This window comes from Delftia sp. DS1230 (genome assembly GCF_040112715.1).
Classification (GTDB): domain Bacteria; phylum Pseudomonadota; class Gammaproteobacteria; order Burkholderiales; family Burkholderiaceae_C; genus Comamonas; species Comamonas tsuruhatensis.
Window position 1 is genome coordinate 799,722 of the sequence record NZ_CP157763.1, and the last position, 23,348, is coordinate 823,069.

Genomic DNA, 23,348 nt, shown 5'->3' on the forward strand with positions numbered 1-23,348 from the left:
GCCGCCCGGCAGGGCGCCATGCCTTGTGCCGGCCTGGACAGCCGGTGCTCAACCCTGGGCGCTTTCACAACCGTTGCGCCCCGCATGCGAAAACAACACGGAGACAATGCGATGAACTGGATGGAACGGGTGTTCAAGCTCAGTGAGCACGGCACCAATGTAAGAACCGAGCTGGTCGCGGGCCTGACGACCTTTCTGACGATGGCCTACATCATCTTCGTCAATCCCTCGATCCTGGGGGATGCGGGGATGCCCAAGGGGGCCGTCTTCGTGGCCACCTGCCTGATCGCGGCGCTGGGCACGACCATCATGGCGCTGTACGCCAACTATCCCATCGCGCTGGCGCCGGGCATGGGCCTGAACGCCTACTTCGCCTACGTGGTGGTGCTGCACATGGGCTTCACCTGGCAGGCCGCGCTGGGCGCGGTCTTCGTCTCGGGCTGCCTGTTCCTGCTGGTGACGCTGTTCGGCCTGCGGGAGCTGATCATCAAGGGCATACCGCAGTCCATACGCATAGCGATCACCGTGGGCATCGGCCTGTTCCTGGCGCTGATCGCGCTCAAGAGCGCGGGCATCGTCGCGGCATCGCCAGCCACCTTCGTGACGCTGGGCGACCTTCACAAGCCCGAAGTCATCCTGGCCTCGCTGGGCTTTCTGATCATCGTGGTGCTGGACCGCCTGAAGGTGCCGGGCGCCATCCTGATCGGCATCGTCGCGGTCACCGTGGCCTCGTTCTTCTTCGCGGGCAACGAGTTCCACGGCGTGTTCTCGGCGCCGCCCTCCATTGCACCCACCTTCCTGCAGCTGGACATCAAGTCCGCGCTGACAGGCGGCATCCTCAACGTGGTGCTGGTGTTCTTCCTGGTCGAGCTGTTCGATGCCACGGGCACGCTGATGGGCGTGGCCAAGCGCGCCGGCCTGCTGGTGCCCAGCCGCATGGGGCGCTTCAACCGTTCGCTGCTGGCCGACAGCGGCGCCATCTTCGCGGGCTCGCTGCTGGGCACCTCCAGCACCACGGCCTATGTGGAAAGCGCGGCCGGCGTGCAAGCGGGCGGCCGCACGGGCCTGACGGCGCTGACCGTGGCCGTGCTCTTCCTGTGCTGCCTGTTCCTGTCGCCGCTGGCCGGCGTGGTGCCCGGCTACGCCACGGCGCCTGCGCTGTTCTTCGTGGCCTGCCTGATGCTCAAGGAGCTGACCGAGATCGAATGGGGCGAGACCACCGAGGCCATCCCCGCTGCCGTCACGGCCCTGCTCATGCCCTTCACCTACTCGGTGGCCAATGGCCTGGCCTTCGGTTTCATCACCTATGCCGTGCTCAAGCTGTTCACGGGGCGCGCCAAGGAAGTGCACTGGATGGTGTGGCTGATCGGCGGCGTCTTCCTCTTCAAGTTCGTCTATATCGGCGGCTGACGTAGCGCACCGTTTTTGGTGGGGGGCCCGCGCCTGGCAGCAATGCCTTGCGCGGGCCTTTTTGCTGGCGCTGCTTTTCCGCGGTACTCATGCGGGGTGGATGGCGCCCAGGATGCGCGGGCCGCGTGCGCCCGTCACGGCGGGCAGGTTGCCGGGCAGGCCCAGCAGGGCCTGACGCGCCAGCCAGGCAAAGGCGGCGGCCTCCACCTGCTGAGGCGGCAGGCCGCGCGCGGCCGTGGTGTCCACGGCCACGCCAGGCAGCAAGGCGGCGATGCGCTGCATCAGTTGCGTGTTGAAGGCGCCTCCACCGCAGACCAGCAGTTCGCCGCCGCCACGCCCGAAGCGCTGCACGGCACCTGCGCAGGCGCGGGCCGTGAATTCGGTGAGCGTGGCCTGCACGTCGGCGGGGCGGGCATCGGCGGGGCTGGTTGCACTGGCGGACAGATGGCCGGCCAGCCAGTCCGCGTGGAACAGGTCGCGCCCCGTGCTCTTGGGCGGCGGTTGCTGCAGGAAAGGCTCGGCCAGCAGGCGGTCGAGCAGGGCGGGCAGCACCTGGCCCGTGGCCGCCCACTGGCCGCCGTCGTCATAGGACTGGCCGGTGTGGGTCTGGCACCAGCCGTCCATCAGCGCATTGCCGGGGCCGCAGTCGAAGCCCAGCACCGTGCCATCGCCCGCCAGCACGCTGAGATTGGCAATGCCGCCGATGTTGAGCACCAGTACCGTCTCGCCGGGCCGGCCGAACACGCCCTGGTGGAAGGCGGGCACCAGTGGCGCACCCTGGCCGCCAGCGGCCACGTCGCGGCTGCGCAGGTCGGCCACCACGGCAACGCCGCTGAGCTCGGCCAGCAGGGCCGGGCTGTTGAGCTGCAGCGTGTAGCCCGTGACGTCGAACATCTGCGGCCGGTGGCGCACGGTCTGGCCGTGGGCGCCGATGGCTGCGATCTGGCCGGGCGCCAGGCCCGTGGCCTGCAGCAGCTCCCGCACCACCTCGGCATAGCTGCGCGCCAGCGCATTGGCCGCCAGCGCCGCGCGGTGCAGCTCGTCGCGGCCCTCGGGGGTGTTCAGGGCCAGCAGCTCGGCGCGCAGCGCGGCGTCGAACCCCCGGCTGGCATGCCACAGCACCTGCGTGCCTTCGGCAAAGTCCACGAGAACGCCGTCCACCCCGTCGAGCGAGGTGCCGGACATCAGGCCGATGCAGTAGCGGTGGGCGATGGGGGAGGGGGCTGGCTGGTTCATGCCGGCAATGGTAGCCCTGCGGGACCCCGGGCCGGCAATCACAAAAGGATGCGTCTGAAACAACAAAGGCTGCCAGGGCAGCCTTTGAAGGGGGGCGCAGTGCTCAGCGCTCGGTGGCCAAGGCCAGCGCCTCGTTCGATGCCTGCAGCTCGATGCGCATCTGCGCGGCCATCTTGTCGAAGGCGGCGCGGCCGGCCTTGGAGACGGGGCGGGCGGCATCGGTGGCCTGGACGATGGTCATGGGGTCGCGGTGCTCGCCATTGACGCGGAACTCGAAGTGCAGGTGCGGGCCCGTGGCCCAGCCCGTGGAGCCCACGTTGCCGATGATGTCGCCCTGTTCCACGCGCTGGCCGCGCGTGACGCCGATGTGGCTCAGGTGGGCATAGACCGTGGTGTGGTTGTTGGCGTGGTCCACGAAGATCACGTTGCCGTAGCCGTTCTGCACTCCCGCGAAGGAGACGGTGCCGTCGCCCACGGTGCGTACCTTGGTGCCCGTGGGCGCCGCGAAGTCCGTTCCCAGGTGGGCTCGCCAGGTCTTGTGGATGGGGTGCATGCGCATGGCAAAGCCGCTGCTGATGCGCGAGAACTCCACGGGCGAGGTCAGATAGGCCTGGCGGCGGCTCTTGCCGTCCATGGTGTAGTAGTCGCCCTTGGCCTTGCCTTCGTCCTGGAACCACAGGGCCTGCACGACCTTGCCGTTGTTGTGGAACTCGGCGCTGAGCACGCGGCCCGCGCGCAGCGGCTCGCCATCGGCTTCCAGCGATTCGTAGACCACCGAGAAGCGGTCGCCCTTGCGCAGGCCGCGGCGGAAGTCCACGTCGCCCTGGAAGATGTCGGCCATCTGCATGGCCACGGCGTCGGGAATGGAGGCCGCATCGGTGGCGGCGAACAGCGAGCTGCGGATGATGCCGCCGGCCAGGCGCGGCGAGGCGGTCAGCTTGCCCGTCTCGATGCGTGTGCTCAGTTCATTGTTCTTGCGCTCGACCACGAGGCGGCGGAAGCTGCCGTCCTCGTCGGGTGCCCAGCGCACGGTCAGCTGCGACAGCTGGTGGTCGGGCGTGGTCTCGGCCGTCACCAGGCGGCCGGCGCGGCCCAGCACATGCTGGCGCACCTGGTCGTTGCCGCGCATGAAGGCGGCGGCGGCCGGATCGGCCACGCCCAGGCGCTGCAGCAGGGTTTCGGCCGTGTCGCTGCCACGCGTGTATTCGGAACGGTACAGGGACATGCCCTGCACACTGTCGGTCAGCTCGGCCAGCGTCTGGCCTTCGGCCAGCGATTCCACGGGCGTGGAGAGCATGCGCACCGGCAGGTCGGCCGGATCGGGTCCCAGGTTGGCCACGGCGAAGGCGCCGCCGCCGCCCGTGAGCAAGATGGCTGCCAGTGCTGCGGTGACACGCTGGGGGTGTTGCTGGATCACGGAGGTCAGCCGCGCAACAAGAGCACCGCTGGCATGGTTCAAGCCATATTTCACAACATCAGATCCTTGGGTTGCGCGCATCCGGCCTGGGGGCCGGACAGCATCGCAGCGGCGGGATACGCTCTCCAGACGGGCAACAAGTCCGCGCTCTGTGGTGCGGAAAGGCGGGCGTCTAGAATTCGCCGCAGCGGGAAAATCCCCGGAGTATACCGACGCGGTCCTACGCGGCCTGGCGAAAAACCCTTATGAATCAATCTGCTGTTACAACATACCCGGTCACTGAAGGTGTAGGCCAAGCGCTTGAAATCACCCTGCGCGGCGTGGATGAACTGCTGCCCCAGGCCGACTGGGTGCAGAAACTGGCCCGCTCCGAGGCCACGGGCGTGCCGCTGCGCATCAAGCTGGGCCTGGATCCGACGGCGCCCGACATCCACCTGGGCCACACCGTGGTGCTCAACAAGATGCGCCAGCTGCAGGACCTGGGCCACCAGGTGATCTTCCTGATCGGCGATTTCACCACCCTGATCGGCGACCCTTCGGGCCGCAACAGCACGCGCCCGCCGCTGACGGCCGAGCAGATCAAGGTCAATGCCGAGACCTACTACACCCAGGCCGCCAAGGTGCTGGACCCGGCACGCACCGAGGTGCGCTACAACAGCGAGTGGTGCGACAAGCTGGGCGCGCGCGGCATGATCGAGCTGTCGGCCAAGTACACGGTGGCCCGCATGATGGAGCGCAACGACTTCCACCAGCGCTTCACCGAGGGCAGCTCCATCAGCCTGCATGAATTCCTCTACCCGCTGCTGCAGGGCTATGACTCGGTGGCGCTGCGCGCCGACCTGGAAATGGGCGGCACGGACCAGAAGTTCAACCTGCTCATGGGGCGCCACCTGCAGCAGGAATACGGGCAGGACACGCAGTGCGTGCTCACCATGCCGCTGCTGGTGGGCCTGGACGGCGAGCACAAGATGTCCAAGTCCAAGAACAACTACATCGGCATCACCGAGGACGCCAACACCATGTTCGCCAAGGTGCTGAGCATCTCGGACACGCTGATGTGGAACTGGTACACCCTGCTGTCGTTCAAGAGCCTGGCCGAGATCGCCGCGCTCAAGGCCGAGGTGGAAGGCGGGCGCAATCCCAAGGACGCCAAGGTGCTGCTGGCCAAGGAGATCACGGCGCGCTTTCACAGCGCGGCGCTGGCCGATGCGGCCGAGCAGGATTTCAACAACCGCAGCAAGGGCGGCATTCCCGACCAGATCGACGAGGTCAGCCTGTCGGGCGCGCCGCTGGGCATCGGTGCCCTGCTCAAGCAGGCCAACCTGGCGCCCTCGACCAGCGAGGCCAACCGCCTGATCGACGGCGGCGGCGTGCGCGTGGATGGCACGGCCATCAGCGACCGGGGCCTCAAGCTCGAAGCCGGCACCTATGTGGTGCAAGTGGGCAAGCGCAAGTTTGCGCGCGTGACGCTGGGCTGATGCCCGCGCAGGGCCATGCGCCCGGCTGCACAGGAATGAAGGACGCCGGCATGCCCGCGTCCTTTTTTCATCGCCGGGCCGCCCCAAGATGAAAACGGCCCCCTCGGGGGGCGCGGACCTTGCGCAGCAAGGGGAGCGTGGGGGTTATTTTTCAAGCCGGGGGCGATTCGACGGTTTCGCGCGTGACCTCGGCCTGCTCCTGCAGCCACCGGCAGAAGGCGGCCACCTCGGGACGCGCGGCGCTGCGCGGGCCCACGATCAGCCAGTAGGCCAGCGGCGATTCCAGCCGGTGCGCGGGCAGCACCTCGACCAGGTCGCCAGCCGCCAGCGCATCGGCCACCAGCGGCAGGCGTGCAATCGCCAGGCCCTGTCCGGCCAGTGCGGCCTGCACGATCTGGTGGGCGTAGTTGAAGTACAGCCAGCGCGGCGGCTGCAGCTGGTCGCAGCCCTGCACGCCGAACCAGCGCTGCCAGCCCAGCCACTCCAGCTGGGGCATGCGGTGGGCGTCGCCGGTCTCGATCAGCGTGTAGCGCGCCGCGTCGGCCGGCGTCCTGAGCGGCGGGCCGCCGGCCAGCAGGCGCGGGCTGGCCACCACGGCCAATTGCTCGCCGAACAGGCGCTGCGCCTGGGGCCAGCCGTCGCCCGCGCGGCCGTAGCGCAGGGCCAGGTCCACATCGGTGGTGTCCAGGTCCATCACGGTGTCGCTGGTGTCGATGCGGATGTCGATATCGGGCCAGGCGCGCTGGAAGGACTCCAGGCGCGGGATCAGCCACATGGCGGCAAAGCTGGCCCAGGTGGTGATGGCCACGCTCTTGCGGCCCACGGTCTGGCGGATCTGGCGCACCGAGGCGTCGATCTGCTCCAGCGCGGGCGCCACCGAGCGCAGCAGCTGGGCGCCGGCCCCGGTCAGCTCCACGGCGCGCGTGTGACGCAGGAACAGCGGCACGCCGACTTCATCCTCCAGCGACTGGATCTGGCGGCTCACGGCCGACTGCGTCAGCGACAGCTCGTCGGCGGCCGCGCGGAAATTCAGGTGCCGGGCCACGGCCAGGAAGGCACGCAGATGGCCGGCTCCGATGGCGCGTGTGCGCAGCAGGGGAACGGGTGCAGTGGTGGCATGGGGCATGGCGCCGCCAGCATACGTCAATCGTGTGACCGGCCGCAGCCCTTGGCGGGCAGATAATCGGCGGCGTTGCCGGCACAGGTTCTGGCGTTTTGGATGAATCACCTATGACAGCACCTCTGGATCTCGTCATCATGGCCGCGGGCAAGGGCACGCGCATGAAAAGCCGCCTGCCCAAAGTCCTTCAGCGCCTGGCGGGGCGCCCGCTGCTGGGCCATGTGCTTTCCACGGCGGCGCAGTTGGATGCGCGCTCGGCCGTGGTGGTCACGGGCCACGGCGCGGATCAGGTGGAGCCCGCCATGGCGGCGGCCTGCCAGGGCGGCTCCATGGCGCTGAAGTTCGTGCGCCAGGAGCCGCAGCTGGGCACGGGCCATGCGGTGCAGCAGGCCGTGCCCGCGCTGGCGGGCGACGGCATGGTCATCGTGCTCTCGGGCGATGTGCCGCTGACGCAGGCCGACACGCTGCGCGCCCTGGTCGATGCGGCCGATGGCCAGCGGCTGGCGCTGCTGACCGTGCGCCTGCCCGATCCCACGGGCTATGGCCGCATCGTGCGCGGCGAAGACGGCACGGTGCAGCGCATCGTCGAGCAAAAGGATGCCAATGACGCCCAGCGCGCCATCCAGGAAATCTACAGCGGCATCATGGCCGTGCCGGCCCGCCACCTGGCCGGCTGGCTGGCCCGCCTGACCAATGACAACGCCCAGGGCGAGTACTACCTGACCGACGTGGTCGCCATGGCCGTGGCCGACGGCGTGCCCGTGGTCGCGCACTGCATTGCCGACCCCGTGCAGGTGGCCGGCGTCAACAGCCCGCTGCAGCTGGCCGAGCTGGAGCGCGCCCACCAGGGCGCCCAGGCCCGCACGCTGATGGAGCAGGGCGTGCGCCTGGCCGACCCCGCGCGCTTTGACCTGCGCGATGACCCGCGCACCGGCCGCGCGGCACGCCTGGTCTGCGGGCAGGATGTGGAGATCGACGTGGGCTGCATCTTCAGCGGCCATGTGGAGATTGGCGAAGGCGCGCGCATCGGCGCCTATTGCAGCATTGCCAACGCCACGATTGCGGCGGGCGCCGTCATCCATCCGTACACGCATGTCGATGGCGAGAAGGCCGGCGTCAGCGTGGGCGAGGGCGCCCTGGTGGGCCCGTTTGCGCGCCTGCGCCCCGGGGCGCAGCTGGGCCGCGAAGTGCACATCGGCAACTTCGTCGAGGTCAAGAACTCCGTGCTGGCCGATGGCGCCAAGGCCAACCACCTGGCCTACCTGGGCGATGCCACGGTGGGCGAGCGCGTCAACTACGGCGCCGGCTCCATCACGGCCAACTACGACGGCGTGAACAAGCACCGCACGGTGATCGAGGCCGACGTGCACATCGGCAGCAACTGCGTGCTGGTAGCGCCCGTCACCATTGGCACGGGCGGCACGGTGGGCGGCGGCTCCACGGTCACCAAGAGCACCGAGCCTGGCGTGCTCACGGTATCGCGGGGCAGGCAGGTGAGCATCACCAGCTGGAAGCGCCCGGTCAAACTGCCCAAGTCCTGAGACTTCCGAGACACGTGGGCTCGAGGGCCCGCATCGCCGGCGGGTCCCGTACGGGGCAAGCCGATTTTCCGAATCTCCTGACCCTGTTCATGCCATGACGGAACCTTTCGCCCACCCTCCGCCTGACCCTGCCGCCGACCTGCAAGGCCCGCCCCGCACGCTGCAGGACGCGCTGGAGCGCCTGGCCCAGCGCGAGCAGGAGCTGCAGGCCCTGCGCGCCGCGCAGCAGGAATGGCTGCACGCGGTGTCGCACGACCTGCGCGCGCCGCTGCGCCATGTGCTGTCCTTCGGCCCCCTGGTGGACGAGCTGCTGTCGCAGGCCGCGCCTTCGCCGCAGGAACTGCAGGAGGCACGCGGCTTCCTGCAGACCATGGACCAGTCCGCCCGACGCATGGGCGGCATGCTCGACGGCCTGCTGGCCCTGGCGCGCGCCGCCCGCACGCCCATGCAGTGGCAGCCCATCGCCTTGCAGGAACTGCTGGAGCAGGCGCGCACGGCGGTGCTGGCGCAGCCGCGCTGGGCGGCCTGCGGCGCGGCGGCGCGGCTGCAATGGAGCCTGCCGCAGCAAAGTCCCGCCGTGCGTGCCGACGCGGCCCTGCTGCGCCAGGTGCTGGAGGCGCTGCTGGACAACGCCGTCAAGTTCACCCAGCCCGTGGCCCAGCCGCGCATTGCCATCGATGTGGAGCGTCATGCCGACGGCGGCATCACGCTCAGCGTGACGGACAACGGCGTGGGGTTCGACCCCTCGCGTGCGGGCGCGCTGTTCGGCATCTTCCAGCGCATGCACCGTGAGTCGGAGTTTCCGGGCCTGGGCACGGGCCTGGCCCTGGTGCGCGGCGTCATGCGCCGCCACGGCGGCGAGGCCACCATCCGCGCCACGCCCGCGGGCGGCTGCAGCGTAGGCCTGAACTGGCCCGGCGGCGAAGTGCGGCGCACGGATCGCGGGCTCTGAGTCTGCCTGCCGCTGGCGCCAGCCCTCAGATCAGCGTGTCGTCCGGCTCGGGCTGGTGTGCCTGGCGCGAGGCCTCGCTGCCCGCGTCCGTGCCCGACCTGGTGGGCGCGCTGCCGGCCATCAGCGGCGCAGCAGGTATCACCTGGTCGCGCCCGGCGTCCTTGGCGCTGTAGAGCGCGCTGTCGGCCGCATTGATCCAGTCCTTGACCGACAGAAAGCTGGGGTCCGCCGCCGCCACGCCAATGCTGGCGCTGACGCGCAGATGCGGGTGCTCGCGCACGCGCAGCTGGCTCAGCTGGTTGCGTATGCGCAGGGCCACCGCATAGGCATCGTCCAGATGGGTGTGCATGCACAGCACGGCGAATTCATCGCCTCCGTAGCGGCCGGCCGCGTCATGCGATCGCAGGCAGTGCCGGATGGTCAGGCCGATGGCCTGCAGCACCTCGTCACCCACGGTGTGCCCAAAGCTGTCGTTGATGCGCTTGAAGTGGTCTATGTCCACGATCAGCAGGCAGGCCGAGGTCTGCGTCTGCCGGTAGTCGCGCAGCGCGGCGCGCGCCTTCTGCCACCAGTAGTCGCGGCTGTACAGCGTGGTCAGGGGGTCGATGCGGCTGAGCACCTGCAGCTTCACGTTCTGTCGTGCCAGCTTGCGCACCAGCTGGCGCGTGGACCAGCTGGAGAACACGCTGTGCAGCAGGAGCAGGGGCAGCATGCTCAGCTGCACTGCCAGGCTGGCCTCCCACTCGGGCGCGGGCCGCAGCAGCAGGGCCCCCGCGGCGGCGGCCAGGAAGGTGGCGAACAGCGATTGCAGCCAGCCATCGCGCGTGGCTGTGTGGTTGCGGTCTGCAATGCTGATGGCCAGCAGCGCAATGCTGGGCAATGCACAGAAATGCATGACGGGAATCCAGCTGCCGATGATCAGCGCATCTATCTTCAGATTGGCGTGTTCGGCGCGGTGGCTGTCACGGCTGTGGCGGGCGTGGAGAAAGGCGATGTGCGGCCAGACCAGGGCGCTCACCAGCACAAAGCCCCAGACAGCCGTGCTGGCGCCCAGCTCGGTCATGGTCGTGCCCACGACGAGGCCACCCAAAGCCATGCTGGAGACGCGCAAGGGATAGGTGCGGCGATGGATGCGCTGGCGCAAGGACATGGCGGTGCGAGCCGAGTGCGCGCCGATTGCCTAGCGCGTCAGAAAGTGTTGTTGCATCAATTTGTATCATTGTCCCCGTGCGTGCGCAACGCCTTAAAGTCCAACGTTGCCCAAAGTTGGCGTTCGGGACACATTGCAGGCTTGCTGTCCTACGCAGTCCCGCCGCCGCGCAGTTTCCTGATGCGCACAATTACTCGCAAAATCAAGCGTCCTGGCCTCATTGGGCGCCTGTTCCGGGATTTGCCGGCGGCAGCGGCATGGCGGTGGAGAACTTGGCGCGCCTGACGCTGAAAAAACTCTTGACATTGCGCACGTTGGCGTCGCCCGTGAATAGCGCCCGGCTCAACTCCAGGTAGGCCGGCATGTCGGGCGCGGCCACCACGAGGATGAAATCAGGCCCCGCCGATACGCGCCAGCACTGCTGCACGGCGTCCAGCGCCACGGCGCGGCGCTCGAATCCGTCCAGCGCGTCACTGTCCTGGCGGTCCAGCGAGACCTCCACAATGGCCTGCAGCCCATGGCCCAGGGCGGCGGCCAGGCGTTCGGGCTGCAGGATGGCCACCTGCCGCTCGATCAGCCCGGACTCCTGCAGCCGCCGCACGCGGCGCAGGCAGGTGGGCGGCGACAGCTGCAGCAGCGCGGCCAGTGCCTGGTTGCTGCGGCTGCAGTCTTCTTGCAGCAGCTGCAGCAGCTGAAGGTCGGTAGCGTCCAGCTGAATGGAATTTTGGTTCATTTTATTATTTATATTGAAATAATATTTCTTGAATGCCTGATGATGAAATATTAGTTCAATAGATAAGGAAATCTGTAGAGAAATTTCTTTTCAACCTGCGTAGCATCCGTCGTCATCTCTAAACAAGGAGCTTGTCCATGTGTGGCATCGTCGCAGCGGTTTCCTTCCGCGATATCGTCCCCGTTCTCGTCCAGGGCCTGCAGCGCCTGGAATATCGCGGCTATGACTCCTGCGGCGTGGCCGTGCAGGCGCTGGACGCACAGGGCGTGCACAGCCTGGGCCTGCGGCGCGCCCGCTCCACGGCGCGCGTGGCCGAACTCATGGACCAGGTGCAACAGGACAAGGTCATCGGCCACACCGGCATTGCCCACACGCGCTGGGCCACGCATGGCGAGCCGGCGGTGCGCAACGCCCATCCGCATTTCAGCCACGGCCCTGGCGTCTCGCCCGTGGCCGACACCGACCAGCCGGCCCGCGTGGCCCTGGTGCACAACGGCATCATCGAAAACTACGAAGCCCTGCGCGCCGAGCTGCAGTCCAAGGGCTATGTCTTCGCCAGCCAGACGGACACCGAGGTCATCGCCCACCTGGTGGACAGCCTCTACGGCGGCGACCTGTTCGAGGCCGTGCAGGCCGCCACGCAGCGCCTGCATGGCGCCTTTGCCATCGCCGTCATGCACAAGGACGAACCGCAGCGCGTGGTGGGCTCGCGCGCCGGCTCGCCGCTGATCCTGGGCGTGGGCCAGGACGGTGCCGAACACTTCCTGGCCAGCGACGCCATGGCCCTGGCCGGCGTGACCGACCAGATCGTCTACCTGGAAGAGGGCGACATCGTGGACCTGCAGCCCGGCCGCTACTGGCTGGTGGGCAAGGGCGGCGAGCGGCTGGCGCCCGAGCAGCGCCCCGTGCGCACCGTGCACGCCCACAGCGGCGCGGCCGAGCTGGGTCCCTACCGCCACTACATGCAAAAGGAAATCTTCGAGCAGCCGCGCGCCATTGCCGACACGCTGGAAGGCGTGCAGGCCATCGTGCCCGAGCTGTTCGACGGCGTGGCCTCGGACGGCAAGGCCGGCACTTCGGCCTGGCGCGTGTTCAAGGAGATCGACCGCGTGCTCATCCTGGCCTGCGGCACCAGCTACTACAGCGGCTGCACGGCCAAGTACTGGATCGAGTCGCTGGCCGGCCTGCCCTGCAGCGTGGAAGTGGCCAGCGAATACCGCTACCGCACCAGCGTTCCCCATCCCAAGACCCTGGTCGTCACCATCAGCCAGTCGGGCGAGACCGCCGACACCCTGGCCGCGCTGCGCCATGCCCAGAACCTGGGCATGAAGCACACGCTGACCGTCTGCAACGTGGCCACCAGCGCCATGGTGCGCGAATGCGAGCTGGCCTACATCACGCGCGCCGGCGTGGAGATCGGCGTGGCCTCCACCAAGGCCTTCACCACCCAGCTGGCGGGCCTGTTCCTGCTGACCCTGGCCCTGGCCCAGTCGCAAGGGCGGCTGAGCGAGGAAAAGGAGCAGCAATACCTGGCCGCCATGCGCCACCTGCCCGTGGCCCTGCAATCCGTGCTGGCGCTGGAGCCCCAGGTCATCAGCTGGTCCGAGGACTTCGCCAAGCGCGAGAACGCGCTCTTCCTGGGCCGTGGCATCCACTACCCGATTGCGCTGGAAGGCGCGCTCAAGCTCAAGGAAATCAGCTACATCCACGCCGAGGCCTATCCGGCCGGCGAGCTCAAGCACGGCCCGCTGGCCCTGGTGGACAGCGCCATGCCCGTGGTCACGGTGGCGCCCAATGACGAGCTGCTGGAAAAGCTCAAGAGCAACATGCAGGAAGTGCGTGCGCGCGGCGGAGTGCTCTATGTGCTGGCCGATGCCAAGACCAACATCGAAAGCAGCGAAGGCATGCACGTCATCCGCATGCCCGAGAACTACGGCGCGCTCAGCCCCATCCTGCACGTGGTCCCGCTGCAGCTGCTGGCCTACCACACGGCCTGCGCACGCGGCACCGATGTGGACAAGCCGCGCAACCTGGCCAAGAGCGTGACGGTGGAGTGAGGCGGGGGCCGGGGTAGAGCGCAGGCCGTGGCCTGCCCTGGTCCTTCGTTGCCCCCTGTGCGAAATGTCCGTCGGACACCCGGCGGCTGGCCTACCTGCGGTGTCGCAACATGGGGCTGCGCACGCTCTGGCCGGTCCTACGGCTGAGCCGCATGTCCGGTCCCACACTGGTTACCAGCGCAGTGCATATCTGCGCTGCAGTCGGGCGCTTCGTTTGACGCGCCTCTTTGACCACCATGTGAAGGAGATACCCATGGCTCAGCAAAACGACCAGCAACAGCAGCAAAACAACCCGCAGCAGCAGAACCCGAACCAGCAAAACCCGGGACAGCAGCAGCAGGACAACCCCCAGCACAAGCAGCCTGGCCAGAACCAGCCAGGCCAGCAGCAGCCCAATCAGCCCCGCTGACAGGCTGGGCGGCGTTCCGTTTGACGTGAGGATGGAACCATGAAACAGCTTCTTCCCACGAGAGGCCCGCAGCATCCGGCCTATGTTCCCATGCAGATGGGGCAACCCATCACGGACAGGAACTACAGCCAGATGCAGTGCAAGGCGAACGTCCGCCAACAAGGGCAGCCTTTGCGCCAGCCACAGCAACGCTGATTGATCGCAGCCAGCGCTGGTGCAGCGCTCCCTGGAACCGGCCGCCTTCGGGCGGCTTTTCCGTGTCGAGGGCCTGCCCTGGCCGGGGCCGCCGGAAATCTCCCCGCACAATGACGCCTTTCCAGCATCAACCTCCAAGGATTTCAACGATGACACTGCAGCGCCCCTGCCTCGTTTTGCCGACCCTGGTGCTCGCCCTGGGATTGTCGGGGTGTGCCGCGCCGCCTTCCAGCGGGCAGCTCGAGAAGGAGGAAGCGGAGCAGGCGAAGACGCTGTGGGTGATCAGCGAGGCCTTGAAGGCCAACATGGCCGTGGTGCTGGTGGCTGACCTGACGCCGCACAAGTCGCTGGCCGACGCCGACGGCATGTCCAAATGGACCTCGAACGTGCTGTGGACCCACCAGGACAGGCCGGAGATCGTGTTCGGCCGCAAGTTCCAGAACAACGCGCTGCAGCGCGATCCCAAGACCACCTACCTCTTCAAGGCCTTCGAGGTCCATGTCCTGCCCCCCGGCAAGTACCTGCTGACGGGCGGCGATGACTACTGGCTCAATGCCCGGCTCGACCAGCTGGGGGCCAAGGCGGGCGCTGCGGGCGCAGGCCGCGGCGCCAGCGGCACGGTGTCCCTGGCGCCCGAGACCTACCGCGAGTTCTATACCGAGATGAACTGGAAGGAGGCCACCACGCACACGCAGACCCGCACCGAGAAGTACTGCACCACGGTGCACCGTGCCTCGGGCCATTGCGTGGCCTGGGGCGAGCGGCAGGTCACGGACAGTACGCCGGGCATGGGTGCGGGCTACTACCAGGACACGGACTCGCGCGACATCCCCGCGCTCAAGGTCCAGGTGCGCGTGCCGCCCCGGCAGGCCCTGGCCAGTTTCACGCTGGAAGGCGGGCAGCTGGTGCTGAGCCAGCGCTCGTATCTGAAGACGCCCAGCTACCAGTTCCGCCAGGCGGGCTGCCGCAAGGTGGCGGCCGAGAAGGTCGAATGCCCGCTGGAGGACTTCACCGTCCACACGCTGCCGGTGCCCATGGAATTCACGCGCACCTATCTGGCCTCCCGCGCCAACCTGACCCCTGACCAGGAAAAACTCATGGCGCGGCTGGTGCCCATGCAGGTCACCACGCTGGGCCGCCAGGGCGCCGCCGATCCGATCTGGGGCACGCCGATCTCGCTGCGCAAGGGGCCTTGAGGTCCGGGCGCAGCCGATGGTCGTTGATCGGCTGCGTCGGGTGGCGGCCCTTTCCTTGCCCGGCCGGTTGTTGGCGGGCTGCGGCGACCGGTGCCTGCCTATGGGGTCACCAGGTGTGCGCGTAGCTGATCTTCAGCACCGTGCCGGCCGCTGGCAGGCGGCTGGTGTTGTTGTTGCTGCGCAGCAGCTGGCTGTAGAGCGGGAAGTACTGGCGGTTGAACAGGTTTTCCACGCCCAGGGACACACGGTTCTTGGGGTCGATCTTCCACTGGCTGATCAGGTCCACCGTGGTGTAGCCCCGTGTGTCATAGCGGCCGAAGCCGGTCTTGCCGTCCAGGCGGTAGTCCTTGGAGGCATAGGCGGTGGCCTGGAGGCGGTGGCTCCAGCGCGTGTCGGGCCGGTACTCCACATAGGCCGTGAGCTTGAGCGGAGGGATGCGAAAGCCCGTCATGTCCTGGTAGCCGCTGGCGGCCTGGGGCAGCTCGCGGCCCTTCATCCAGGTGAAGCTGCCGCCCACGCTCCAGTGGTCGTCGTCGCTGAAGTAGTCCAGGCCGCCTTCGATGCCATGGATCTTCTCGCGGGTGCGCAGCAGGGTCAGGCCATTGTTGAAGCTCTGCACGGCGCCCAGGTTGGAGCGCGACTGGAAGACGCTGAGGTTGGCCATCACGTTGGAGAACTTGCCGCGCCAGCCCATTTCATAGGTGTTGGTCTTGACCGCCTGCAGGTTGGAGTTGCCCAGGTTGAAGGCCGGCGTGGCATTGCGCACCACCACGCCGATGTCCGGCAGCTCGAAGCCCTGGCTGTACGAGGCATAGAGCTCCTGGCCGGGGACCGGCGTGAAGACCGTGCCCAGGTTGTAGGTCCAGGCGTTGTACCGGACGGTGCCGCCGTTCACGGGCTGGGGGCTGGGGGCGCGTGACTGCGACAGCGGCGTGAAGTCATTGAAGCTGGCCTGGGCGCGGTCGTAGCGCAGGCCGCCTTCCGCCGACCATTGCGCATTGAACCGGTGCTGCAGCTGGGCGAAGGCGCCGATGCTGCGCGTGGTGACGGGCGGCATGTAGATCAGCTGGCCCGTCTTGTGAAAGACCAGGCCGCCGCTGGCGTCATAGGCCCGGGGATCGAAGATGTCGATGGGCATGTCGGTGCGCTCCTGGTTGAAGTCCGCACCCCAGATCAGCAGGCTCTTCTTGCCGGCGCCCAGCGGCGTCTTCAGGGTCAGGCGCCCGCCAAAGACCTCGGAGTTCTGCATGGACTGGTCGACATTGGCGCCCCGCACCGGCACGGCGCGTGCGTCGAAGGGCGCAAACCGCGTGAAGAAGTCCCGGTAGTAGAGCTGGGCGGCCAGCGTGCTGCCTGCGATGTCCCGGTTCTCGTAGTCCAGGCCCAGCATGGTGTTCTTGATCTGGTTCTGGTCGGCCAGCACCAGGCCCTTGATGGGGCGGGCCGCCGCCGTTCCGGCCGGCAGCCGCGCCACCGACGGGTCGGAGGCGTAGTCCGTGTCCTGGGCCGCGTTGTAGTGGCTGGCGGTCAATTGCAGGCGCTGGTCGGCATCGAGCTTGAAGCCGATCTTGGCCGAGGCGTTGTAGATGTTGGAGTCGAACAGGTCGCCCTGGCTGGGCTCGGGCGCAATGCGGTTGCCCCTGGCGTCGAAGGCGCCGCCCATGTGCCTGGCGCCCAGGCTCACCGAATAGTCGACCACCTCGCCACCGCCGGACAGGTAGTGCTGCACCTCGCCGCCCAGTCCTGCGCCGCGCAGGCGCGACAGCGGGGCCGAGCCGGTGACGATGGTCTCGGCCCGCGTCTCGCCCGAGGGCCGCTTGGTGCGGATGGAGACAATGCCGCCCGCCGCACCGCTGCCGTAGATGGCGCTGCTGCCGCGCAGCACCTCGATCTGCTCGATGTCGGCCGGGTTGATGTTGGCCAGGTTCCTGGACGAGTCGCGGTTGGTGTTCAGCGGAACGCCGTCCACCAGCACCAGCATGTTGCGGCCCCGCAGCGTCTGGCCGTAGTCGGTGATGGTGTGGCTGGAGTCCGCCATGCCGGGGACCACCTTGCTGAGCATGGTGGCCAGGCTGTCCGAGCCCTGGCGCAGCTGCTCCACCTCCTGGCCTTCCAGGATCGTCACCTGCCGCGAGGGCGCGACCAGGTTGTTCTGCGTGCGTGCGGTCACCGTGATGGCGGCAAGCTCCGTGGCCTGGGCCGCGGCTGGGGCTGAGGGTGAGGGCACGGCCGCTGCGGCAGACGGCGCCTGGCGGGCCGCCGCAGGCAGCTTCTCCAGCGCGTAGTTGCCCGCACCCACGCGGCGCGCTGTCCAGCCTGACGTGTTCAGCAGCTGCGCAAAGCCGTCCTCCACGGAGAACGTGCCGGACAGGCCGCGTGTCTCCATGCCGCCGAGCTGCTGCAGGTCCATGCCCAGGTTCACGCCTGCCTGTGCGGCAAAGGCCATCAGCGCCGGGCCCAGCGGACCCGGCTGGATCTGGTAGCTCCGGGCAGCGGCGCTGGCGGCCGGCTCGGCCGCCTGGACTGGCAGCGCGTGCAGCAGCAGCGAGGTGCTGACGGCCAGGGCCGCCAAGGCGGTGGCGCGCAGGCTGGCGCGTGGTCCGGCGGTGGAAGAAGGGGAGTGCATGGTGTTCTGTCCTCTGGGCTGTCGATGAAAGTGGTCTTCGCAAGCCTTGACAGGCGAGAGCGAAAAACCGGACAGCCACGGCAGAAAAAAATCGGATCAGCGCCGCGCCACCGTCACCCAGTACCGGCTGCGCTCGTGCACGCGCACCGGCAGGGTCTGGGCCAGCAGGGCCAGGATGCGGTCGGTGTCATGCAGCTGGTAGGTGCCGGAGACGCGCAGGTCGGCGACATCGTCGTCGCACCGCACAAGGCCTTCGCGGTAGCGCGACAGCTCGGCCAGGAAGTCCTGCAGCCGCAGGTTCTCGGCATAGAGCACGCCCAGCGTCCAGGCCGAGTCCCGCGGCGCCACCGGGCGGGTGGCGCTGGCGCCTTGTCCATCGAATTGCAGTTGCTCGCCCGCATGCACCACCACGGCCGTGGCCGATGCTGCCGGCGTGACGCGCACCGCGCCCTCCAGCACGGCCAGCGCCGTGCCGTGCTCCAGCTTGCGCACGATGAAGCGCGTGCCCAGGGCCTGCATCTGGCCGTCGTCTGTCTGCACCATGAAAGGCTGGGAGGCGTAGGGCGGGGCATGCGCGGTCTCGACCAGGATTTCCCCGGCATGATGGCGGATGCGCCGCGCCGTGCCATCCATGCGCACGCTGATGGCCGAGGCCGTGTTCAGCTGCACGCGGCTGCCATCGGCCAGCGTGACCGCGCGGCGCTCGCCCCTGGCCGTGCGGTAGTCGGCCGTCCAGTCCTGCCAGGGCAGATGGCGCCAGGCCAGCCAGCCCAGCGCAGGCGTGGCCAGGGCCAGCACGGCCGAGCGCAGCAACTGCCGCCGTGCCGCCGAGGGGCGCGCGCGGTTGAGCGTGGCCATGCCTACGGCGGCGGGCACGGTGTTGAAGCGGCCCTTGAGCTGCTCGGCGCATTGCCAGATCTGCTCATGCCGGCTGCTCTGGCTGCGCCAGCGCGCCAGTTCTGCCTGCTCGGCCGCGCTGAAGTCCGATGCGTGCCTGCGGGCCAGCCAGCGGGCGGCCTCGTCCAGGATGCGTGCGTCTGCGGCCTGCATGCTCAGTGCTCCAGCATCACCAGCAGGCATTGCCGAAAGCCCTGGGCCATGTAGCGCGTCACGGTGCGCACGCTCAGCTGCATCCGGTCGGCAATGTCCTCGTAGGACAGGCCTTCCAGCTGGGACATGAGAAAGGCCGTGCGCACCCTGGCGGGCAGGGCGTCCAGCAGCGCATCGAGCTCCTGCAGCGTCTCCAGCAGGATGGCCCGCGCCTCCACGGACGGCACGGTGGCCTGGGGCAGGAGGTGCAGCGACGCCAGGTAGGCCTGCTCCAGCGAGCGGCGTTCGAGGTGATTGACCAGCAGCCGCCGGGCCACTGTCGTCAGATAGGCCCGGGGCTCCCGGATGTCCTCGATGGCCTGCGTCCTGGCGCTGACCCAGATGCGCGTGAACGTGTCCTGGGCCAGGTCGGCCGCATCGCAGCGGTTGCCCAGCCTGCGTTGCAGCCACGCGACCAGCCAAGGGTTGTGCTGCGCGTACATGCTGCCCAGAGCCTGGCTGGCGCCACTGTCGGTGGATGGATGCACGTGCCGGGCCTTTCCTCTTGTGCGTCAAGAAACTGCCGGCATTTTATCCAGTTGATATGAATTCTCATTTGCATTGAGATCGGTGCGATCCCGCGCACCGGATCAGCCCGCCGCCGCCAGCCCGTCGAAGGTCGTGCTGGTCACCCAGTCGATGATCTGCGCGTGCGTGTACTGGCCCGACTCCTTGAGCAGGGCCACCACCGGATCGCAGGCCCGCGCGAACAGCGTGTAGAGCACCAGTTCGGCCGGCAGCGTGGCCTGCATCTGGCCGCTGGTCTGGGCCTCGGTGATCCAGATGCTCAGGCGGTTGCTCAGCGCGATCAGCCGGTCCATGTAGTCGTCGTTGGATTGCAGCGAGGCGCTGAGGTTGGAGTTCTGCGCGGGCAGGGAGGGCATCTCGCCTTCCAGCTGGGTCTGCATGGCCCAGCGCGTCACGGCCTTGAGCTGGTCCAGCGGGCGCGTGGGCGTGCCGGCCTCGGCCGCCAGGCTGGCTTCGTCGCGCAGGCCGTCCACGAAGGCCAGGGCACGGTCCAGCACGCCCACCATGGCGGCCCCTGCCAGTTCTTCCTTGGAGGTGAACAGCTTGTACAGGCTGGCCTTGGCCATGCCGGCCTCGGCCGCCACCTCGTCCACCGTCATGGCGTCGTAGCCCTTGGTGGCCAGCAGCCGGTTGACGGCCGCCACGATGGCCTGCTCGCGCACGCGCTGTATCTGTTCTTTGATGGAGGAGCGGCTTGTCATAGCCATATTTTAGACCCGACAGGTCATATCCGATACCAAATAGTGCAAAGCGAATACGTTTGGTATATAGTTTGAACTCATCAGTTCGCAGTTTGGTCTTCATGGTCTGACTGATCGATTCAACCAGGAAGGACGCTCCCATGCATCGCATTGCAGTCATCGGGTCGGGGATTGCGGGGCTGGCCGCAGCACGGCGGCTGGCCGGCGCGCCGGGCGGGCATGGCGTGACCCTGCTGGAGGCAGGCAGCCATTTCGGCGGCCATGCCAACACGGTCGATCTGGCGCTGGGCGGCGTGAGCCAGGGGGTGGACACGGGCTTTCTGGTGTTCAACCACCGCACCTATCCGCTGCTGACCCGTCTGTTCGAAGAGCTGCAGGTGCCCACGGCGGAGGCCGAGATGTCGTTTTCCGTGCAGGTGCCGCAGGCCGGCGGCCGGGCGGGCCTGGAATGGAGCGGCAGTTCGCTGGGCGGTGTGTTCGCCCAGCGCAGCAATCTGCTGCGGCCCCGTTTCCTGAAGATGCTGGCCGAGATCCTGCGCTTCAACCGCCTGACCACGCGCATCGCCGAGGAAGGCGATGAAGCGCGGCTGCGCAGCTGCATCGAAGATTTCCTGGACGACCACGGCTTCGGGCCGGCCTTTCGCCAGGACTATCTGCTGCCCATGATGGGCTGCATCTGGTCCTGCCCCACCGACCAGATGCTGCGCTTTCCCGTGGCCACGCTGATCCGCTTTTGCCACAACCACGGCCTGATCCAGGTCACGGACCGGCCGCAGTGGCGCACGGTGCGCGGTGGTTCGCGCCAGTATGTGCGGCGCATGGTGGCCGCGCTGCAAAAGGACGGCCGCCACGAGGTCCGGCTGAACGCGCCCGTGCTGGGCCTGCGCCGCGCCGCGCACGGCGTGCTGCTGCAGATGGCGCACGGCACGGAGCGGTTCGACGCCGTGGTGCTGGCCTGCCACAGCGACCAGGCCCTGCGCCTGCTGGGCTCCGATGCCACGCCGCTCGAGCGCAGCGTGCTGGGCGCCATCCGCTACCAGCCCAACCAGGCCGTGCTGCACACCGATGCCGGCGTGCTGCCGCGCCGCCCGGCGGCCTGGGCCGCCTGGAACTACGAACGCGCCGCCGATCCCGGAAAAGACCGGGCCGGCGTCTGCCTGCACTACCTGCTCAACCGCCTGCAGCCCCTGCCGTGGCAGCAGCCCGTGATGGTGTCGCTGAACCCGGTGCGCCCCATCGATGACAGCCAGGTCCACGCGCGCATCGAGTACAGCCACCCGGTGTTCGACCTGGCCGCCATCGAGGCCCAGGGCCGGGTGGATGCCCTGCAAGGCCAGCGCAGGACCTGGTTCTGCGGCGCATGGTGCGGCTACGGCTTCCACGAGGACGGCCTGCGCTCGGGCCTGGTCGCGGCCGACGGCCTGCTGCATGCCCTGCCGACCTTGCCCGTCCTGCCCGCCAGCGCGGCCTTCGAGGGGGTCGCATGACGGCCCGGCCGCTCATCGGCTTCGGCCATGTCTGGCACCGCCGCCTGCGGCCGGTGGAGCATGCCTTCCGCTACCCGGGCTATTTCCTCATGCTGCCCATGCGCAGCCTGCGCACGCAGCCGGACGCCGCGCTCAGGCGCAACCGCCGTGGCTGGCTGAGCTTCCATGACAGCGACCACGGCGAGGGCGGCTGCGACGCACTGGCCTGGTTCGAGCAGCTGCTGCACAGCGAAGGCATTGGCGACGCCGATGGCGAAGTCTGGCTGCACACCTTTCCGCGCGTGCTGGGCTACGTGTTCAAGCCCGTGAGCTTTTGGTATGCGCACCGCGCGGACGGGTCGCTGGCCGCCGTGCTGGCCGAGGTCAACAACACCTTTGGCGAGCGCCATGCCTATCTGCTGGCGGGGCCCGACCTGGCCTGGGGCCGCGAGCAGGTGGCGCGCAAGCAATTCCACGTCTCGCCGTTCTGCGAGGTGCGCGGCGAGTACCGCTTCCGCTTCGAACGCGGCGAAGACCGCACCCTGGCGCGCGTGGACCTGCATGACGAGGACGGCCCGCTGCTGCAGACCAGCGTGGGCGGCGTGCTGCAGGCGCTGGATGCCGCCGCCGTGCGCCGCGCCTTCTTCGGCACCCCTTTGATGACGCTGGGCGTGGTCGCCCGCATCCACTGGCACGCGCTGCGCCTTTGGGCCAAGCGCGTGCCTTTCCATGGCAAACCCTCCGCGCCCAAGCGCTTCGTCACACGATGAACACTACCGCCGCCCCCCTGCTGAGCCCCACCGCCGCAGCGCCGCGCCGCACGCCTGCGCGGGCACGCCGTGTGCTGAACCTGCTCGAACGCCTGCCCCACGGGCAGCTGGACCTGGAGCAGCCCGATGGCCGCCTGCTGCACCTGCCCCGTCCGCCGTCGGGGGCTGCCGACGCGCATTGCGTGCTGCACGACTGGCGGGCGCTGGAGCGCACCCTGAAATCGGGCGACATCGGCCTGGCCGAAGGCTATATCGCCGGAGAATGGGACAGCCCCGACCTGGCCGCCCTGCTGCGCCTGTGCATGGCCAACCGCGACCATGTGCAAAGCCTGGTGTACGGCAGCTGGTGGGGCCGGCTGGGCTACCGCCTGCGCCACCTGCTGCAGCGCAATACGCGGGCCGGCAGCGCCAGGAACATCCATGCCCACTACGACCTGGGCAACGATTTCTACCGCCTGTGGCTGGACCCCGGTATGAGCTACAGCGCCGCCTGGTTCCAGGGGCGCACGGGTGAATCGCTGCGCCACGCCGACCTGCAGGACGCCCAGCAGGCCAAGCTCAGGCGCACGCTGGACGAGGTGCGGCTGCAGCCCGGCCAGCGCCTGCTGGAGATCGGCTGCGGCTGGGGCGGGCTGGCCGAGGCGGCGGCGCAGGAGTTCGGCGCCCGGGTCACGGGCGTGACGCTGTCGCGCGAGCAACTGGCCTGGGGACAGCAGCGCATGCGGCAGGCCGGCCTGGCCGACGCCGTGGAGCTGCGCTACCAGGACTACCGCGACCTGCCCGCGCGCCATGCGGGCGAGCCCTTCGACGCCATCGTCTCCATCGAGATGTTCGAGGCCGTGGGCCGAGAATACTGGCGCGGCTACTTCCAGACGCTGCGCGACTGCCTCAAGCCCGGGGGCCTGGCCTGCATACAGACCATCACGCTGCGCGAGGACCTGTTCGCGCGCTATCTGCGCTCCACCGACTTCATCCAGCAGTACATCTTCCCGGGCGGGCTGCTGCCCAGCATTCCTGCCTTCGAGCAGGAGGCACGGCGCGCCGGCCTGGTGGTGGAGCGCCGCATGGCCTTCGGCCGCGACTATGCGGAGACGCTGCGGCGCTGGCGCCAGGCCTTCGATCACCACCTCGACGCCGTGCGGGCCCAGGGCTTTGACGAGCGCTTCGTGCGCATCTGGACCTTCTACCTCGCCTACTGCGAGGCGGCCTTCGACACCGGCAACACCGATGTCGTCCAGTTCACGCTGCGCAGGCCCCTGCCATGAAATCGCCAC

20 protein-coding genes are annotated in these 23,348 nt (G+C 68.5%); 11 read left to right on the forward strand and 9 right to left on the reverse strand.

Annotated elements, in window-relative coordinates:
- Nucleotides 1-111 precede the first annotated feature (111 nt).
- Nucleotides 112-1,410, forward strand: coding sequence for an NCS2 family permease (locus tag AAN986_RS03570; RefSeq protein WP_012207705.1), 1,299 nt, complete (start codon nucleotides 112-114; stop codon nucleotides 1,408-1,410).
- Between the two features lie 87 nt (nucleotides 1,411-1,497).
- Here the strand turns inward: AAN986_RS03570 and AAN986_RS03575 are convergent, their stop codons facing one another.
- Entirely contained in the window at nucleotides 1,498-2,646 is a 1,149-nt protein-coding gene (locus AAN986_RS03575) for an anhydro-N-acetylmuramic acid kinase (protein ID WP_047218461.1), read from the reverse strand.
- Nucleotides 2,647-2,749: 103 nt separating this feature from the next.
- On the reverse strand, nucleotides 2,750-4,144 hold the full coding sequence (locus AAN986_RS03580; RefSeq protein ID WP_047218462.1) for a peptidoglycan DD-metalloendopeptidase family protein: 1,395 nt from the start codon (nucleotides 4,142-4,144) through the stop codon (nucleotides 2,750-2,752).
- Between the two features lie 164 nt (nucleotides 4,145-4,308).
- Between AAN986_RS03580 and tyrS the strand changes: the two genes are divergently transcribed.
- Nucleotides 4,309-5,541: a tyrosine--tRNA ligase gene (gene tyrS / locus AAN986_RS03585; protein WP_016448449.1), complete on the forward strand. Its 1,233-nt coding sequence runs from the start codon at nucleotides 4,309-4,311 to the stop codon at nucleotides 5,539-5,541.
- 151 nt (nucleotides 5,542-5,692) lie between these two features.
- Here the strand turns inward: tyrS and AAN986_RS03590 are convergent, their stop codons facing one another.
- Nucleotides 5,693-6,667 (reverse strand): LysR substrate-binding domain-containing protein, encoded by a 975-nt coding sequence (locus AAN986_RS03590; protein WP_012207701.1) that lies wholly within the window; start codon nucleotides 6,665-6,667, stop codon nucleotides 5,693-5,695.
- Between the two features lie 104 nt (nucleotides 6,668-6,771).
- Here AAN986_RS03590 and glmU point away from each other — a divergent pair, with 104 nt between their 5' ends.
- A complete protein-coding gene (gene glmU / locus AAN986_RS03595) occupies nucleotides 6,772-8,202 on the forward strand; it encodes a bifunctional UDP-N-acetylglucosamine diphosphorylase/glucosamine-1-phosphate N-acetyltransferase GlmU (protein ID WP_047218463.1) in 1,431 nt (476 codons plus the stop codon).
- A gap of 94 nt (nucleotides 8,203-8,296) precedes the next feature.
- A complete protein-coding gene (locus AAN986_RS03600) occupies nucleotides 8,297-9,154 on the forward strand; it encodes an ATP-binding protein (RefSeq protein WP_047218464.1) in 858 nt (285 codons plus the stop codon).
- A 25-nt stretch (nucleotides 9,155-9,179) separates the two neighbouring features.
- Here AAN986_RS03600 and AAN986_RS03605 read toward each other — a convergent pair whose 3' ends face one another.
- Nucleotides 9,180-10,304, reverse strand: a complete 1,125-nt coding sequence (locus AAN986_RS03605) for a diguanylate cyclase AdrA (RefSeq protein ID WP_016448446.1) — start codon at nucleotides 10,302-10,304, stop codon at nucleotides 9,180-9,182.
- Nucleotides 10,305-10,521: 217 nt separating this feature from the next.
- Complete coding sequence (locus tag AAN986_RS03610) at nucleotides 10,522-11,037, reverse strand: Lrp/AsnC family transcriptional regulator (RefSeq protein ID WP_016448445.1); 516 nt, start codon at nucleotides 11,035-11,037, stop codon at nucleotides 10,522-10,524.
- Between the two features lie 137 nt (nucleotides 11,038-11,174).
- Between AAN986_RS03610 and glmS the strand changes: the two genes are divergently transcribed.
- The 4 genes from glmS to AAN986_RS03630 all read left to right on the forward strand — a co-directional run bounded on the left by glmS (nucleotide 11,175) and on the right by AAN986_RS03630 (nucleotide 14,894).
- Nucleotides 11,175-13,094: a glutamine--fructose-6-phosphate transaminase (isomerizing) gene (gene glmS, locus AAN986_RS03615; protein WP_016448444.1), complete on the forward strand. Its 1,920-nt coding sequence runs from the start codon at nucleotides 11,175-11,177 to the stop codon at nucleotides 13,092-13,094.
- 253 nt (nucleotides 13,095-13,347) lie between these two features.
- Nucleotides 13,348-13,503 carry a hypothetical protein gene (locus AAN986_RS03620; RefSeq protein WP_164474684.1) on the forward strand — a complete coding sequence of 52 codons (156 nt, stop codon included), beginning with the start codon at nucleotides 13,348-13,350 and terminating at the stop codon, nucleotides 13,501-13,503.
- A 39-nt stretch (nucleotides 13,504-13,542) separates the two neighbouring features.
- Nucleotides 13,543-13,698: a hypothetical protein gene (locus tag AAN986_RS03625; RefSeq protein WP_016448436.1), complete on the forward strand. Its 156-nt coding sequence runs from the start codon at nucleotides 13,543-13,545 to the stop codon at nucleotides 13,696-13,698.
- Between the two features lie 149 nt (nucleotides 13,699-13,847).
- Nucleotides 13,848-14,894, forward strand: a complete 1,047-nt coding sequence (locus tag AAN986_RS03630; RefSeq protein ID WP_047218785.1) for a hypothetical protein — start codon at nucleotides 13,848-13,850, stop codon at nucleotides 14,892-14,894.
- 106 nt (nucleotides 14,895-15,000) lie between these two features.
- Here the strand turns inward: AAN986_RS03630 and AAN986_RS03635 are convergent, their stop codons facing one another.
- From AAN986_RS03635 to AAN986_RS03650, 4 genes are all read right to left on the reverse strand, one after another.
- Nucleotides 15,001-17,520 carry a TonB-dependent receptor gene (locus tag AAN986_RS03635; protein ID WP_047218784.1) on the reverse strand — a complete coding sequence of 840 codons (2,520 nt, stop codon included), beginning with the start codon at nucleotides 17,518-17,520 and terminating at the stop codon, nucleotides 15,001-15,003.
- Between the two features lie 96 nt (nucleotides 17,521-17,616).
- A complete protein-coding gene (locus AAN986_RS03640; protein WP_047218783.1) occupies nucleotides 17,617-18,570 on the reverse strand; it encodes a FecR domain-containing protein in 954 nt (317 codons plus the stop codon).
- Nucleotides 18,571-18,572: 2 nt separating this feature from the next.
- A complete protein-coding gene (locus tag AAN986_RS03645) occupies nucleotides 18,573-19,052 on the reverse strand; it encodes a sigma-70 family RNA polymerase sigma factor (RefSeq protein ID WP_189354164.1) in 480 nt (159 codons plus the stop codon).
- Between the two features lie 147 nt (nucleotides 19,053-19,199).
- Nucleotides 19,200-19,838, reverse strand: a complete 639-nt coding sequence (locus tag AAN986_RS03650; protein ID WP_017407121.1) for a helix-turn-helix domain-containing protein — start codon at nucleotides 19,836-19,838, stop codon at nucleotides 19,200-19,202.
- Between the two features lie 140 nt (nucleotides 19,839-19,978).
- Between AAN986_RS03650 and AAN986_RS03655 the strand changes: the two genes are divergently transcribed.
- Genes AAN986_RS03655 through AAN986_RS03665 form a run of 3 tightly spaced genes read left to right on the forward strand, consistent with a single transcriptional unit; the run spans nucleotide 19,979 to nucleotide 23,339 of the window.
- Nucleotides 19,979-21,325, forward strand: a complete 1,347-nt coding sequence (locus AAN986_RS03655; protein ID WP_017407120.1) for an FAD-dependent oxidoreductase — start codon at nucleotides 19,979-19,981, stop codon at nucleotides 21,323-21,325.
- Entirely contained in the window at nucleotides 21,322-22,074 is a 753-nt protein-coding gene (locus tag AAN986_RS03660) for a DUF1365 domain-containing protein (protein ID WP_046986842.1), read from the forward strand. Before AAN986_RS03655 ends, AAN986_RS03660 begins: the two co-directional genes overlap by 4 nt.
- Nucleotides 22,071-23,339: a cyclopropane-fatty-acyl-phospholipid synthase family protein gene (locus AAN986_RS03665; RefSeq protein WP_016448428.1), complete on the forward strand. Its 1,269-nt coding sequence runs from the start codon at nucleotides 22,071-22,073 to the stop codon at nucleotides 23,337-23,339. Before AAN986_RS03660 ends, AAN986_RS03665 begins: the two co-directional genes overlap by 4 nt.
- The last annotated feature ends 9 nt before the right edge of the window (nucleotides 23,340-23,348 follow it).

What these genes read in the sequence shown, in the direction of transcription:
- AAN986_RS03590 (WP_012207701.1), bottom strand. Translation starts at nt 6,667, where the DNA reads ATGCCCCATGCCACCACTGCACCCGTTCCCCTGCTGCGCACACGCGCC.
- AAN986_RS03570 (WP_012207705.1), top strand. Translation starts at nt 112, where the DNA reads ATGAACTGGATGGAACGGGTGTTCAAGCTCAGTGAGCACGGCACCAAT.
- tyrS (WP_016448449.1), top strand. Translation starts at nt 4,309, where the DNA reads ATGAATCAATCTGCTGTTACAACATACCCGGTCACTGAAGGTGTAGGC.
- glmS (WP_016448444.1), top strand. Translation starts at nt 11,175, where the DNA reads ATGTGTGGCATCGTCGCAGCGGTTTCCTTCCGCGATATCGTCCCCGTT.
- AAN986_RS03620 (WP_164474684.1), top strand. Translation starts at nt 13,348, where the DNA reads ATGGCTCAGCAAAACGACCAGCAACAGCAGCAAAACAACCCGCAGCAG.
- AAN986_RS03650 (WP_017407121.1), bottom strand. Translation starts at nt 19,838, where the DNA reads ATGACAAGCCGCTCCTCCATCAAAGAACAGATACAGCGCGTGCGCGAG.
- AAN986_RS03575 (WP_047218461.1), bottom strand. Translation starts at nt 2,646, where the DNA reads ATGAACCAGCCAGCCCCCTCCCCCATCGCCCACCGCTACTGCATCGGC.
- AAN986_RS03645 (WP_189354164.1), bottom strand. Translation starts at nt 19,052, where the DNA reads ATGTACGCGCAGCACAACCCTTGGCTGGTCGCGTGGCTGCAACGCAGG.
- AAN986_RS03605 (WP_016448446.1), bottom strand. Translation starts at nt 10,304, where the DNA reads ATGTCCTTGCGCCAGCGCATCCATCGCCGCACCTATCCCTTGCGCGTC.
- AAN986_RS03625 (WP_016448436.1), top strand. Translation starts at nt 13,543, where the DNA reads ATGAAACAGCTTCTTCCCACGAGAGGCCCGCAGCATCCGGCCTATGTT.
- AAN986_RS03665 (WP_016448428.1), top strand. Translation starts at nt 22,071, where the DNA reads ATGAACACTACCGCCGCCCCCCTGCTGAGCCCCACCGCCGCAGCGCCG.
- AAN986_RS03655 (WP_017407120.1), top strand. Translation starts at nt 19,979, where the DNA reads ATGCATCGCATTGCAGTCATCGGGTCGGGGATTGCGGGGCTGGCCGCA.
- AAN986_RS03580 (WP_047218462.1), bottom strand. Translation starts at nt 4,144, where the DNA reads ATGCGCGCAACCCAAGGATCTGATGTTGTGAAATATGGCTTGAACCAT.
- AAN986_RS03660 (WP_046986842.1), top strand. Translation starts at nt 21,322, where the DNA reads ATGACGGCCCGGCCGCTCATCGGCTTCGGCCATGTCTGGCACCGCCGC.
- AAN986_RS03610 (WP_016448445.1), bottom strand. Translation starts at nt 11,037, where the DNA reads ATGAACCAAAATTCCATTCAGCTGGACGCTACCGACCTTCAGCTGCTG.
- AAN986_RS03600 (WP_047218464.1), top strand. Translation starts at nt 8,297, where the DNA reads ATGACGGAACCTTTCGCCCACCCTCCGCCTGACCCTGCCGCCGACCTG.
- AAN986_RS03640 (WP_047218783.1), bottom strand. Translation starts at nt 18,570, where the DNA reads ATGCAGGCCGCAGACGCACGCATCCTGGACGAGGCCGCCCGCTGGCTG.
- AAN986_RS03635 (WP_047218784.1), bottom strand. Translation starts at nt 17,520, where the DNA reads ATGCACTCCCCTTCTTCCACCGCCGGACCACGCGCCAGCCTGCGCGCC.
- glmU (WP_047218463.1), top strand. Translation starts at nt 6,772, where the DNA reads ATGACAGCACCTCTGGATCTCGTCATCATGGCCGCGGGCAAGGGCACG.
- AAN986_RS03630 (WP_047218785.1), top strand. Translation starts at nt 13,848, where the DNA reads ATGACACTGCAGCGCCCCTGCCTCGTTTTGCCGACCCTGGTGCTCGCC.